The organism is Hoskinsella mucinilytica, assembly GCF_045223415.1.
GTDB classification, from domain to species: Bacteria; Bacillota_I; Bacilli_A; order Erysipelotrichales; family Erysipelotrichaceae; genus Hoskinsella; species Hoskinsella mucinilytica.
Genome location: NZ_JBEQZJ010000037.1, coordinates 1 through 14,683 on the forward strand (window position 1 = coordinate 1; position 14,683 = coordinate 14,683).

Genomic DNA, 14,683 nt, shown 5'->3' on the forward strand with positions numbered 1-14,683 from the left:
AAGCGCCTGAGGGGGTAGCGCTTCTTTTGTTTTCTTATTATTTTTTTGAAAGGGAGAAAATATGAATTAATTTTTTGAGGGGAAATTATCATATTTAGTAGCAAGTACCTTATCTTACTTGCTGACTATAGTATACAATGATGATGTCGAAAAAATTTGTAGAAATTATGTATAAGTATGTGAAAAACCAGAAAATCAAAGATTCTCTGGCAAATGATCTAGTAGATTTATGGAAAGCTCGTTTAAATAAGCTACTGCCTGATTCCAATATGTATCATCACTCATTGCGTTTGGTTCATGTGCATCAACACCAATGATAGCATCATTACCAACTTCTGCAGCAATTTCCCAAAATCCAGGATGAGGATATTGTACCGTGTGCATGACATCATTGTAAGCTACACCGTTTAAGTTATACTCTAAAGGAATGGATAAGCGTTTTGCGGCTTCACACAATCTTCTGCTTTCCGTCTTGGCTAGTTGATCAAACACTCTTCTTCCCCTCATAAACAGATCAGGATGTGCCAGATACGCATAAAGACCATATTCCATTCCGGCGATTGCTTCATCAACATAAGCATGTAACATGACATCCTTATCGCATGCTGTACCAAAATATACTCTTTTTTCATCCGTTTTATAATAGTGATTACCAAATATCACGTAATCTAATTGTTTCTCATTTACAAAATTCTGAAGCCACGGCATATATTTAGGAAAATACTCACACTCTAAGCCTATCTTTATTTTTATTTGTTCCTTGTATTTTTCTCTTAACGCTGATATGGAATGATAATAATCATCAAACTGAGAAAGTGGCATTCTCATATGAGCCACAAAATCAGAATCATAGTTCCATGGACAATGATCACTAAAGCCAATCTCTTCAAAGCCACCTTCAATTGCGGCCAATACATATTCTTCATCTGAACCTGAAGCATGCATACAACGTTTCGTATGCATGTGATAATTTGTTTTACGCATAATTTCACCTTTTCTTTACTACATAACTATATCATAGATTTCATTTATCTGCACAGTTTAACGTATTCTTATCTTACCCATTTCCAGCATATTCACAAACGTTTGAACCAACTCTGGATCAAATTGCCGCCCCGCTTGATGCTTGAGTTCCTGAATTGCATATTCAAGAGATTGAGCTTCTTTATAAGAACGCTTACTTGTCATTGCATCAAAGCTATCAGCGATTGCTAAAATCCTGCCTGACATCGGAATATCCTCACCTTTTACTTGTCTAGGATATCCATTTCCATCATAACGCTCATGATGGGTTAATACTGCAGGAATTACATGATCAAGAGATGGTAAATATTGAATAATGCCAGTTGCATTTTCCACATGTGATTTTATGATCTCATATTCTTCTTTACTTAAAGAACCCGTTTTATTCAAAATATTCTCACTAATACCGATTTTACCGATATCATGAAGAAGTGCTGCTTCTCTGATCATTTCCACTTCATCCTCATTCCATCCAATTTCATGAGCTAATGCACAAGCATAAGAGGCCACATGTTCAGAATGTGTAAAAGTATAATGATCCTTTGTATCAATTGCTGCTGTTAATGCATAAATCATAGGCGCATATTCAGCATAGATTTGTTCTTTTTCCTTTGTCTTATTAGAAGATGCCTGTTGCCCATTATAAGCAATGACACAATTTTTTCCCATACGCTTCGCATGATATAATGCTTGTCCCGCATTCTCCTCTAATTGACTTTTCGTATCTGCCTGTTCAGGATAACGACATAATCCAATACTTACAGTCATCCGCTTCAATCTTTCATTATCTTTTCCGATTTGAGCCACTTCGATTTGTTGACGCAAATCTTCCAAAAGAGTCATAACCTGCATTTCATCATCTGTATATAATAAAATTGCGAATTCCTTACCACCCATTCTTGCAACATAACCTAAATCTTTTACTGCTTGTTTCATAATAGTTGCACATTGTTGTATCATTTGATCGCAAACAACAGTTCCATGCAATTGATTATATAGACGAACATTATCAAGACTTAACAATGCCAAACTCATATTATCTTGCTTATGAAATGCTTCTTCAAAAATCTCATAAAAGTATCTGCGATTGATCAACTGTGTTAATTGATCAATTCTTGCTTCTCGATAGGCATGATCATATAAACGTGAGTTTTGTACAGCAATGGCACCAATTCTGGCAATACTGATCAGAAAATTCAATTCTTCAACACTTGGTAATTTATTATTAAGTTTATTTGGTAATAAGATTAAACCAATCAAATGTTCTTCTTTGATGGGAATGATAGATGTTATTTTTTCATTCTTTAAAAAATTTTCCTTATGTTTGTTTAGACAATAAGCATCGATTTCCTTATAGATATCTTTATAAAATAGCATTTCTACATCAGTCTCCAACATAGAAATCAAAGGGCATTGTTTTTCCATACAAAGAGAATGGTGCTGAATAAAATTCTCACTCTCAAATAAACAATAACCATCCTGCGCTTCTATAAAAATAAATATTTTTGGTATTGGTATGGTCTCTTGAATGGTCGTTTCCATAGCACTGATGATTTCTCTCAACTGCAAGATTTTTGTCACCTGTGCACTAAAAGATTTTAAATTTTCCGAACGTTGCTGATCTCCTCTGATAAAAATATGATCAAAAAACTTTTTGATGAATACATAAATCAAGACAGTGGATAAAGTAAATAAAATAGAAATCAACAACATGGTATAAATATGTATATCGGTTATATATTGATGTAGGAATTGGTCAATAGGTAGAATGATATAAGAAAAAAGACATATGGAAATCATTGCGCTAATGAAATAACAAACACTTCGATTCACAAGCAAATGTAGATGGAATAATCTTTTCTTGTATAAAACATAAACCATAAAAAATGCATTGATAATCCCACTGATGATATCTATAGGAAATCCTTTTGCGATATCCAATACAATACAAAGATTTCCAGCTAACAAACCTCCCAATCCTATCCAAATAGGATATAATTGACGGATTCGTTCTTTATGATGGCGTATCGATATAGTAACTCTATATGCCATATGAGAAAAACATGCTAGGATAGGAACCATTAACAAATAAGTACCAGGTTGTGAAGAATACACATAGATAATACCGGAAGAGGTACTTAAGCACTCAGGTGGAGCTAGGAAAAATGAAGTCATCGCATTGATCAAAGCAATCACGATGAATACTAATGCCCAAAAACATGCGACCTTTGAGGTTGTATTACCATTTAACTCCTCGAAAAAATAGAAGTAAGCTCCGGGTATCAGCATCAAACCTAAAAAAGATAGATGATACCAAAAGTCAATGGAAGGTCCTACATTACTTCTCATCGCAAATGAAGCACCTGTCCATAGCATCATCGCAACCAAAAGTAACATAAATGCCCTCGTCAAGCGATCTTTTCGACTGGCAGACATTGCTAAAAATAAACAAAGATAGCAAATCAGCGCAATAATAGAAAAAACAGAAAAACCATTCATCAATATTCCTCATTCCATGCATCATAAAACAATTTCCGGTTACAGTTTATCATATTTTATTTATCTTCGTGTAATTTTCCGTTAGAAAAAAAGAAAAAAACTACCCGTAGGCAGTTATTCATAATATACTTTCACAAGATATAATCCTTGTGGCTGAGCTTTAAAACGACAGCTATGCTTATCCTTTGCTTCTAACATGACACGTACATCTTTTTCATCAAGACGATGCTTTCCAGCTTCAATCAAGGTCTGAGCAATCATACGAACCATATATCGCAAAAAACCATTACCTTCAAATATCATACGTATATGATCTGTTTCTTCAATGATATCAAGTCGTGTAATCGTTTTAACACGAGGCTTTCTTGGGTCAATTTTATTACTGGTAAAGCTAGTAAAATCATGTTCTCCTATCAATACCTTTGCGCATGTTTTCATCCTTGATACATCTAGTTCTTTCCATTCTTTTCCCATATATCGTTCATAAAATGGATTTTTGATATCGTTGGTTACCAAATAGTCATAGCGTTTCTTTACAGCATCAAAACGAGCATGAAACTCATCATGTACTTGTGTTACGTGCTGAATACGAATATCTTTAGGTAACAAAGAATTCATTGCTCTAGTCCAATGAAAATCATCCAGTTCTCGTTCACTATCAAAGTGAAATGCTTGCCCTAGGGCATGTACTCCGGCATCTGTTCTACCGCTTGCAGTAATGTCAACAGGATGTCCATGGATGCTTGCAAGTACTTTTTCGATTTCTTCTTGAATGGATATCGTATTGATTTGTTTCTGCCACCCCCCATAGGCATAGCCATCATAACTTACGATTGCAAGGTATCTTGTCATATCAAACTCAAAAAGATCATAACCGCAAGTATGATCATGCTACCAAGTAGTAAAACATAATCTGAATTGTGCATTTTCAATTGTTGATAGCGTGTTCTTGCACGATCTGGAATATAACCTCTGGCTTCCATCGCATAAGCTAGATCCTCTGCTCTTTGAAACGCAGAAACAAACAGTGGAACGATCAAGGATAAAATAGCACGAATTTTTTCCATAAGCTTTCCTTCTTCCATATCAACACCACGACTTGCTTGTGCTTTCATGATACGCTGTGTTTCTTCAATTAGCGTGGGAATAAATCTTAAAGCAATGGATATCATCATTGCGATTTGATGTGCTGGAACGTGAATGACTTGGAATGGTTTTAAGAGATCTTCTATTCCTAGTGTCAGTTGTAAAGGTTTGGTAGTTGCGGTTAAAATAGTTGTCACCATAATCATCAATGCCAAACGAATAACAATATATAACGTTTGAGAAAGGGCACCGCTATATAGTGAAAAGCCTGCAATGGTGAATAAGATCTCTCCATCTTTAATGACCAATACATTGATGATCAATAAAAACACCAGCATAAATAACATTGGCTTCATACTACGCCATAAAAAGCTCAGCTTCAGTTTTCCTAATAAAGCAATACTAACAACAATAGCACCAATGATAAGATATCCGAGATAACCCGCATCGATAAAGATTGCGACCATAACAAATAGCATAGCCATGATCTTGGCTCTTGGATCCATCTTATGAATACAAGAGTCTAATGGAAGGTATTTACCTAATGCGATATCATTCATGACATTTCACCTCCTGAGCAACGATATGAGCCAAATCCTCCATATCAAGCACAGTCTGAGGTATATGAAACCCTCTTGATCGAAGTTCTTCACGTAAGCGAATGACCGCAGGTGGATTGATACGTAAAGTCTTCAATAAGTCAATATCTTCAAAGAAAGAAGTAACATCACAATGCTTTCCGATTTGACCATCCTGTACGACAACGACCTCATCACAATAATTTAATACATGTTCCATATCATGCGTCACGATCAAAACAGTTTTATGATATTTTGTATTCATATCCTGAAACAATTGCATCATATCTTTAGCACCTTGTGGATCTAGTCCGGCGGTTGGTTCATCTAACACAAGAACACTTGGTTCCATCGCTAAAATACCTGCTATGGCGATTCTTCGTTTCTGACCTCCAGATAAATCAAACGGACTACGTTCCATATAGCTTTCATCCAAACCGACAACACTTAATATCTCAGCCGCACGGGCAAGCGCTTCTTCTTCACTAACACCAAAATTCTTCGGCCCAAAGCTGATATCTTTGGCAATCGTTTCTTCAAACAACTGATATTCAGGAAACTGAAACACCAATCCTACCTGTTTTCTCAATGCTTTTAAATTTTTGGGCTTTTCTTTAGCAATGATTTTCTTATCTAGAATCTCAATTTCCCCACCAGTAGGTAACAATAATGCATTTAAATGTTGTACCAACGTACTTTTTCCACTACCGGTTTCTCCTATAATAGCAGTAACCTTTCCTTCCTTAATATCCAGATTAATACCTTTCAAAGCAGCATAGGCAAATGGGGAATCCGGTTGATATGTATGTTCTACTTCTCTAAATGTAATTGGCATACCTCATCCACCACCCTTTCCATGGTTATACAATCTTTTATCTCAATACCTTCTTTTTTTAAAGCCTTCGTAAATTTCAATGCAAACGGTATATCTAATTTTAAATCGATCAACTTTCTTTCTTGAATAAGAATATCTTCGGGTCTCCCTGACATTACGATATGCCCATCATCCATAACGATGACAGCATCACTACCGGCAACTTCTTCAATATCATGTGTAATAGAAATGATCGTCATTTTACTTTCTTTATGAATTTCCTGTATCAATTCATTGATCTCTGCTTTACCTTGTGGATCTAACATACTAGTGGATTCATCAAAAATAATGATTTGAGGTGACATAGCTAAAACACCGGCAATAGCTACACGTTGTTTTTGACCACCCGATAGCTTTGTAGGCTCACTTTGCATATAGGCACTCATATGAACTTTCTCGGCAAATCGCTCTATGATTGGTTGCATCTTACTAGATTCCACTTGATGATTTTCCAAACCGAAAGCAATGTCATCAGCGACCGTAGCACCAATAAACTGATTGTCTGGATTCTGAAATACGATACCGATCTTATCTCTAATATCATACATGGTCTCTTCACTTAATTGGATACCATCCACATAAATTGCACCACTACCCATTTCCAATAATCCAATCAGCAGTTTGGCAATCGTAGATTTTCCACTTCCATTATGACCTATGATCGTAGTATAGCTTCCCTCTTCTATCGCAAAGCTTACATGATCAACTGCATTGACTTCTCCATCATAAGAGAATGTCACATCTTCTACTTTGATTTTTTTCATAACATCACCTCAAAACGCTTTTTCATTATACAACGAAACCCTTTATAACACAATAAACGAAACCTTTAAAACAAACGGTTTTGGAAATCCCGATGATTATGAACACTTGGTAGCGTTATCATTTTATACATACTTCAATCAGCTTTCTTTCAAACTTGATGCTATCAACCTATCAAACCTGAACAGTAGTCTACACGAATCCAGTCATGCTAAAAAAAGCAGAAAGGCAACAAATAAGTTCCTTCTGCTCGTTAGTTCTATATCGTTAAAGTTTTCTTATTGGAAATTGGATTTCTGTCAACCAATCCTCTTCCTTTTCTTTATTCCAAATACCATCAATATAGGATTCTCTTTGATGTCCTATGATTTCATAACCATTATGTTCAATAAACTGTACGATTGCTTCATATGCTTTTGGTAACATTTCATAAGGCCCCTTATGCAACACACACGCTGCCAATGGAACAGAAGGAAGTGTTCTGAATTTTAATTCCCCTACATCTTGTTGCAGTTTGGTTACAGCCTGACATATTTCCACTTGGATATCTCCTGCTTCTTTATACTCTTCATCATAATAAATGGTGAAACAATAATCAGGTACTGCACATTCACAATTTGCCTCTTCCATTAAATATCCCATCTGTGGCATATAATCAAATAAAGCATCGTATCCTGTTAAACAAATACACATGGATGCAATCGTAACCTCTGGTAAGGATTTCATTACCACACGATAGCCTTCCTTTCCTTCTTCTTTCGCAAGATAACTTTCAATACCGGCAATTTTTTTCGTTAAATCACTTAGTTCCATCATCAATTCACCTTTCTTTCTTAGGAGAAGCTTTTTCTCGCTTGCACCATTCATTACCTGTTGAATTTCTTCTAAGGAAAAACCAATATCACGCAATGCTAGAATCTGATGCAATACAGGAATTTGATTAGAAGTATAATACCGATATCCATTATGATCATCTACATATTGTGGCTTCAATAATCCGATTTCATCATAATGGCGCAATGCCTTTATGGTGACTCTATTCATTTGTGAAAACATACCAATCCGATAATATCTTTCAGTTTCCTTTTCGATACATGGTTGTGTTATTAGCATAAAAAAACCTCCTTTATTTCCATCGGAAATATCGAATAGAAATGACATATCCGATTAATGTTATTGCGCTTAATATCAAAATAGAAGCTATTACTTGTTGATTCCACGTATTCATAGAAATTGCTTTTAATAATTTAATTCCATGTGTTAATGGAAGGATATCCGCAATTCTTTGTAATACTCCTGGAAATAATTCATAAGGAATACTCGCACCTGAAAGGAATAGCATTGGAAAATAAATCATACTAGATACAACATTCGCAATCTTCACACTAGGACACAATGCCGCAATGATAAAGCCAATGCTGTACATAGATACTAATACCAATAGATAAGCCAACACAAACCATAACAAATTACCTTCCATATGATAATTAAAAAACAATATGGAACATAACGCTATCATACAGGCGGAAAGAATTGCTGTCAATGCCGCAATGATTGCTTGTACCAACAACAGTATCCTTGGGTGTACCGGTGTTACAAAATAATGCTTCAAAATTTTCTTATCACGATAATCCGCAAAGGTCAATGGTAAACCCATAAACGCAGTAGCACAAATACCCACGGTTAACAAGGACGCAAATGCGCTTTGAAGAAATGTCATATCACTTCCTGCCGCATTTTGATTACCGCCAATGATACTAATCAGAAACAATACACCAACTGGCATAACAACACCAAATAATAAACCATCAGGGCATCGCAAAGCCAGTTTTCCTTCTATTTTACATAGCGTTAATATACGTTTCATTTTAATTCCTCCTTCATATAGGATAGATATGCTTCTTCTAAGTTATGATATCCTTGATTGTTTACGATTTCCTGTATCGTTCCCATCTGTATTGCCTTTCCCTGTTTCATCAATAAGATACGATCACACAAATATTGTGCCTCTTCCATATAATGTGTGGTTAAAATCATGGTCATTCCTTGTTGCTTTAAACCTTTGAGTATTTCCCACACAGATCTTCTTGCCGCAACATCCAATCCTGTTGTCAATTCATCTAAGAAAATAAGATCCGGCTTGGAAATGAGTGCCACAACGATGGAAAGCTTTTGTCTTTCACCACCTGATAACTTTTCCACTTTTTGTAAAAGATATTGTTTTAATCCAAATTGTTGAAGCAATTTCAGATAGTCTTCAGGTTGTTCATATAATGCGGCTATTTCCTCACAGACCTCTTTTACTTTGATATGATTAGGATAAGAAGATGCTTGTAGCTGCACTCCTATATGTTGAAATAATAATTTACGTTCTTTTCTTGCTTCTTTTCCCATGATATAAGCAATCCCTTCCTCAGGTTGATGTAATCCGAGTATGGTTTCTATCGCTGTAGTCTTTCCGGCACCATTGTGTCCTAAAATACCAAACACTTCACCCCTTTTTACTTGAAAACTTAAATGATCTACAACTGTTCTTCCTTGAAATTTTTTTGTTAGATCTCGTACATCCAGACAATATTCCATATTCATATTCTCCTTTCCAATAACAGCATACATGCTCCTGTTACAGGAGAGTCAAGCAAAAAAAAATGGTATTATCCATTTTTTCTTTGTGCTGTTTCGAAATATACAGCATCCTTTTTACGATATAATTTTCTAGATACCACGAAGCCTTTGTTACTTTTAAATTGATTATTTAAGAAGTCATAATATGCTCCTGGAGATATAATACCGGAAAGATCGACCAAATGAAGACCTATCACTTTTAATATATTAGATAAGAAGAACACGCAATTACTGGAAACAACAAAGAATGTCTTTAGCTTTCCTTCTTTGATTTTATAAAACTTGGATTTTGGAGAGGTCCGTGTAACACGACTTAAATAATCATCACATGCTCCTTCAAAACTTTCTCCCATTTGCTTCAATTCTTCATCACTATGAAAATCCTCAAATGTAGAAAACACTTCTAAAAGACGCTTATTCAACTTGTCTTTTTGTGTCTCATTTAATGCGATACCAAAACTTATCAATATCTTATTTTCATTGGCAAGACAGTTATGAATATACGTATCTTTTGGTGCTATGATGACTACACCATCTCCCATTGTTCCGAAAAGATGTCGCTCGTGAGGATCATAACAGCCATAGCTGAGCACCAAGCCTCGATAAATCATATCCGCATGTCCCAGCATTGCCGGTCCACTTGGTGCTAGATGTATCAAAACCTCCATATCAATAGGAATATCTTCTTTGATTGCCTCGAACTGTTCCTTTAGCTGATCTTCTTTATCTTTATTTAATAAAGTTCTCATCAAATGTGGAGGAATGATCACAGACATAAATGGAGGTACACTAAGGCGAATCTTATTGTCTAATTTCTCAGCACTGCCACTTGGAATGATTTCTCGAACCAAATCCAATAAAGAGTTTCCTCCATAGATCAAAAAGTAGCATCCCATACAAAAGGATATCAATTCTTCATGCATAAATGGTGAACTGATTAGAAAAAAACTCATAATTAAATCGCCAATTAGATAAACGATGCTATGGATCGGGATAGGTAAATGGTCATGTTGTTTGATCCAAAGGACGATGACTTTTACTATAGCGTGTAATAATATCCATGCTCCAACCAAACGTGGCAATAAGCTAAAAAAAGTAGATGGATATGATAAAGAAATACTTATGGCGATAATCCATATAATGATATCGATCAACTGATTTAATCGATTATCTACTTTACGAAAATTTATGATTAAATTGAATAAGCGTATAATTCCAACCGCTGCTACACCAATCACAAAGGTTGTATAAAGCCAGTTCCACACGGTCAGAGAATCAAAAATAAAGGAAAACCCAAGTACGCAGAAAAACGCACCAGTCGCAAACATGGTAACATAATTAATATTTTTCTTGAACATACGTTTCCCTCTTTCATCGCCTATAATACCATATATTATAGCTTAAATTAATAAATAAGCAAATAGTGAATTCGTATTTACCTGGGACATTTGATCCTCAAAAATATAGAAAAAAAACGTATATGATGGGAATGAATAAATCTGAGGATGATCTATTATATACGATTCGCTTTAAAATTATATGATGAAAAAAAGGATATCCAAATGGAAATGGACATCCTTCTTACTTAATATACAACTTTGCTAACCCATCCTTCATATGTTCCATGACATGCGACTGCTGTATCTGCTAAATAGAACATATTTTCATATAATGTTTCTTTATTAATTGCTGAGATATGCAATACCATTAATTGGAATGCTTCTTCTCCATTGGTAATGACAAATCCCTTATTGATCACTGTATTTTTGAAAGCTTCTAAGTCTTCCATATTGGTGAAGTTTACTTTGTGCTGAACAGGGCGTTCATGGCTATGAACATCGCCATCTATCTCTAATTCTTCAATTACTTTATCAGCTTGAGTACGAATTGCTTCCACCTGTGATCCTGTTAAATGTGGGTATTGATCTGTTGATTCTTTTACCGTTTCTAATGTATCTTCTACAGTTTCTTTGACATCTTCAGCTTTTTCTTCTACAGCTTCTTGTGCATCCTCGATATGAATTTGGAAAGCTTTTGCTCCATCTTCTATATGATCAACTGCATCTTCTAAAAGCTCTTCAGTTCTTTCTTCAAGATTTTTTGCCTTTTCTTTTCCAGTCTCCACAATGTCCTCTGCTGTTTCTTTAATAGCCTCGCAACAACTAGCTGGATCACTGATCGGTCCTTCTTCTACAGCCTCATCATCGTCATCTAATAGACCTTGATCCAAATCAATAATTTGTTTCTGCTCATCCTTTTTCATCTTATACACAGCAAATGCTGCTGCGCCTGCCAATACACCTAATACAGGTATGATTTTTTTCATTATGATCACCACTTTCTTTCTTCTATTGTATCACAAAACCTATCAAATAATACATGAAAACATAAAGAAATTTACATGAAAAAAGCACGATTTACATCATGCTCTTCATTTACTTCTTCTGACTGATTCCGATCCCATCCCCTTGTTCAAGAAATGTTGTATCAAAATCATCTCTTCTTTTTAAATATTCTACGAATCGTGAAATTTTACCGACAAGTTGTCTTAAATTACGGCTAGTTGCTGTTTCAGGATGTTCTACAAAACCATGGAACTTTAGGTTATCTGATATTATGTATCCTTTTGGTTTCAAAAGTGGCTCATATCGCTCAAAAAAGCGGATATATTGTGCTTTTGCAGCATCGATAAAAATCAAATCATAGTTACCTGAAATATCTGCTGTCAAGGCATCCCCATATAATAATGTAATTTGAGTTTCACACGAACTTCTATTTATATAATCTACTGCTTTTTGATATCGTTTTTGATCTCGCTCAATGGTTGTTACATGAATCTGAGAATCTAACATAGCCATACGCATAGCGGAATAACCAATGGCACTTCCAATCTCTAAAATATTTTTTATTTGATGCTCTTTGATGAATGTACACATAAAATCAATTCCTTCTTGTTGCATGATCGGAATATCATTTACTAAAGCATACTGTTCCATTTCCTCTATTAATGTCATACGCTCACCTTTACTTTATAATTTCTATTTGTTTGATGATGTTTTCTGTACGTTGATATAAATCAGATATTGTGACAGATTGGCCATCTACTCCATTTAATCCATGTTGTTTGGCTAATTCATCTGTATAATCGCTAAGTTTGTATACACTGAAATCTTTTCTGGTATTTAAAATATCATTTGCTTCTCCACTATAGTGTGTAATCAAAGGTTCCCATTTTACATTTTCAATTGAAATATCTCCTGATTTATTATCTTTCACAAAGTTAAAGCGTATCATACCAGATAGAACATTATTCACATCTAGCATACCACTCAAGAAATTGCCAAGTGAATATACAACTAAAGTTTGATTTCCATCTTTTCCTTTTACCCACTCTACTGGCTGTATGACGTGTGGATGCTCACCAATCACAACATCAACATCCAGATCAGCGAAAAGTTTTGCGTATTTTTTCTGAAACTCTGCAGGTTCACTCACATTTTCGTCTCCCCAATGTGCAGACACAATTACTACATCGCTTATTTTTTTCGCAGCTGCGACGTCTTTTTTGATTTGATCTTCATCGAAATAAGCTACACTGTAATTATGAGGTGCCTCAATTCCATTGGTTCCATAAGTATATGCTAAAAAGGAAAAACGAATTCCATTACGTTCAATGATACGAATCGTATCTCTATCTTCTTGAGATGTATACGTACCAGCTGTTATGATGCCCTTCTGTTCTTTCCATATTTCACTAGAATGGTCAATTCCTTCTTGATACATATCAAGACAATGGTTATTCGCCGTATTCACTAAATCAAAGCCTGTAGCTGCAACATCTCTTGCGACTTGATCAGGTGAATTAAAGGTAGGATAGCCTGATATTCCTAATTGCTCTCCACCGATAATAGATTCTTGATCTATATAGGCAAGATCTGCCTTTTCTATATCTTCTTTCACATGTTTATACATAGGGGTAAAATCATATTTTCCATCATTCATTTCACCGGCAGCCTTATCTGCTTGAACATATATCATTTCATGAATCAGATTATCACCAACACCAACAAAGGAAACTGCTGTTTTCTCTTGTTCTTCTGTATCTTTTTTTTCTGGTTCAGAATTAGATGTAGTACTGCATGCACAAAGGAGCAGACTCAGAAACAATAAACTAATTTTTTTCATATCACTCTACAACCTTTCTTGCTACATATTCATCTAAGGTCAATCCTTGTTCCTTGATTTCTTTGGCAACTTGCGTTCCAACATATCTTAGGTGCCAAGATTCATATTCATAGCCGGTAATAGAAACCTTATCCTTAGGATATCTTAGGATAAATCCATAATCGTTCATATGATCTAAAAGCCAGGAATAATCTTTTGATTGTTCAATTTCATTAAAATTCTCATCATTAAGCGTAACATCTACTGCTAAACCACTATTATGCTCACTTTGTCCAGGTCTTGCATAATATTGATCTGCATATTCTTTTCCTTCCGTATTCGCATAATAATCATAGAGGTTTTTTTGATAATCATAACTTCGATAACTTGCGATTGCTTTGATGTTGATATCTTCCCTTTTTGCGGCATCTACCAGTTTTTGAAAAGCATCTGCTACCTCTTTTACCAGATATTGAGGTTCACTTTGACAAGAATAATCTTTTCCGATTACACATGCATTAGGTGTCCTAACTAAATTACTTGGTTCATATCCATCTGGTAGTTTATGGTATTTATTAATTACCATTCCTATGTCATCCGTTTTTTGAATTGTATCTACATTGGTAAAATAAGGCTGATCTAACCCTATATTCACATAAGTTACAACATCCTCTACTGACATTTTACCATCATCATAAGCAATATAACGATCTGTTAAGCTATCCTGATAATATGGTAACTCAAAGAATTCATTAATGCGCTTTGCTTCATAACCGGCTTTAACAAAATGATTTGCTTGTTTTAGGTGCTGATTGTTTTCATCAATAGCACAATAAACACTTCCTTTATCTTTGATCAATCCATCTTCATTTTCTTTTAACACAGTTACATTCTCACATGATGTAGTATCTGTAATTCCATATTCTTTTAACTCTTTTTGTTCCTTACTACTGCATGCACTTAAAATAAGCAATAGTATACAACCAATCATCATATATTTTTTCATAGCATTACCTCACGACTACTATTATACCAAGATTTTTGCTGTATGCTTTACAAAATACTTAAAAAT

General features: G+C 34.9%; 14 protein-coding genes. All 14 read right to left on the reverse strand.

Translation table 11 applies throughout. The annotated features are described in order from the left end of the window. Positions 1–195: 195 nt before the first annotated feature. Positions 196–984, reverse strand: a complete 789-nt coding sequence (locus UGRO018_RS13195; RefSeq protein WP_416326962.1) for a histidinol-phosphatase — start codon at positions 982–984, stop codon at positions 196–198. A gap of 57 nt (positions 985–1,041) precedes the next feature. Further along, entirely contained in the window at positions 1,042–3,522 is a 2,481-nt protein-coding gene (locus UGRO018_RS13200) for an HD domain-containing phosphohydrolase (protein WP_416326963.1), read from the reverse strand. Positions 3,523–3,636: 114 nt separating this feature from the next. After that, a complete protein-coding gene (gene truA / locus UGRO018_RS13205) occupies positions 3,637–4,374 on the reverse strand; it encodes a tRNA pseudouridine(38-40) synthase TruA (RefSeq protein WP_416326964.1) in 738 nt (245 codons plus the stop codon). Further along, entirely contained in the window at positions 4,371–5,168 is a 798-nt protein-coding gene (locus UGRO018_RS13210) for an energy-coupling factor transporter transmembrane component T family protein (RefSeq protein ID WP_416326965.1), read from the reverse strand. Before UGRO018_RS13210 ends, truA begins: the two co-directional genes overlap by 4 nt. Beyond that, entirely contained in the window at positions 5,161–6,021 is an 861-nt protein-coding gene (locus UGRO018_RS13215) for an energy-coupling factor transporter ATPase (RefSeq protein WP_416326966.1), read from the reverse strand. Before UGRO018_RS13215 ends, UGRO018_RS13210 begins: the two co-directional genes overlap by 8 nt. Next, entirely contained in the window at positions 5,997–6,824 is an 828-nt protein-coding gene (locus tag UGRO018_RS13220) for an energy-coupling factor transporter ATPase (protein ID WP_416326967.1), read from the reverse strand. Before UGRO018_RS13220 ends, UGRO018_RS13215 begins: the two co-directional genes overlap by 25 nt. 265 nt (positions 6,825–7,089) lie before the next feature. Then, positions 7,090–7,935: a MerR family transcriptional regulator gene (locus UGRO018_RS13225; protein WP_416326968.1), complete on the reverse strand. Its 846-nt coding sequence runs from the start codon at positions 7,933–7,935 to the stop codon at positions 7,090–7,092. Between the two features lie 13 nt (positions 7,936–7,948). Next, positions 7,949–8,689, reverse strand: a complete 741-nt coding sequence (locus UGRO018_RS13230; protein WP_416326969.1) for an ABC transporter permease — start codon at positions 8,687–8,689, stop codon at positions 7,949–7,951. Next, complete coding sequence (locus UGRO018_RS13235) at positions 8,686–9,405, reverse strand: ABC transporter ATP-binding protein (RefSeq protein ID WP_416326970.1); 720 nt, start codon at positions 9,403–9,405, stop codon at positions 8,686–8,688. Before UGRO018_RS13235 ends, UGRO018_RS13230 begins: the two co-directional genes overlap by 4 nt. A 71-nt stretch (positions 9,406–9,476) precedes the next feature. Further along, a complete protein-coding gene (locus UGRO018_RS13240; protein WP_416326971.1) occupies positions 9,477–10,805 on the reverse strand; it encodes a hypothetical protein in 1,329 nt (442 codons plus the stop codon). Positions 10,806–11,032: 227 nt separating this feature from the next. Then, positions 11,033–11,773, reverse strand: coding sequence for a ribonuclease E inhibitor RraB (locus UGRO018_RS13245; RefSeq protein WP_416326972.1), 741 nt, complete (start codon positions 11,771–11,773; stop codon positions 11,033–11,035). A gap of 109 nt (positions 11,774–11,882) precedes the next feature. Continuing rightward, positions 11,883–12,461: an O-methyltransferase gene (locus UGRO018_RS13250; RefSeq protein ID WP_416326973.1), complete on the reverse strand. Its 579-nt coding sequence runs from the start codon at positions 12,459–12,461 to the stop codon at positions 11,883–11,885. 10 nt (positions 12,462–12,471) lie between these two features. Next, positions 12,472–13,632 (reverse strand): CapA family protein, encoded by a 1,161-nt coding sequence (locus UGRO018_RS13255; RefSeq protein WP_416326974.1) that lies wholly within the window; start codon positions 13,630–13,632, stop codon positions 12,472–12,474. A gap of 1 nt (position 13,633) precedes the next feature. Continuing rightward, positions 13,634–14,617, reverse strand: a complete 984-nt coding sequence (locus UGRO018_RS13260) for a M15 family metallopeptidase (RefSeq protein WP_416326975.1) — start codon at positions 14,615–14,617, stop codon at positions 13,634–13,636. Positions 14,618–14,683: the final 66 nt, after the last annotated feature.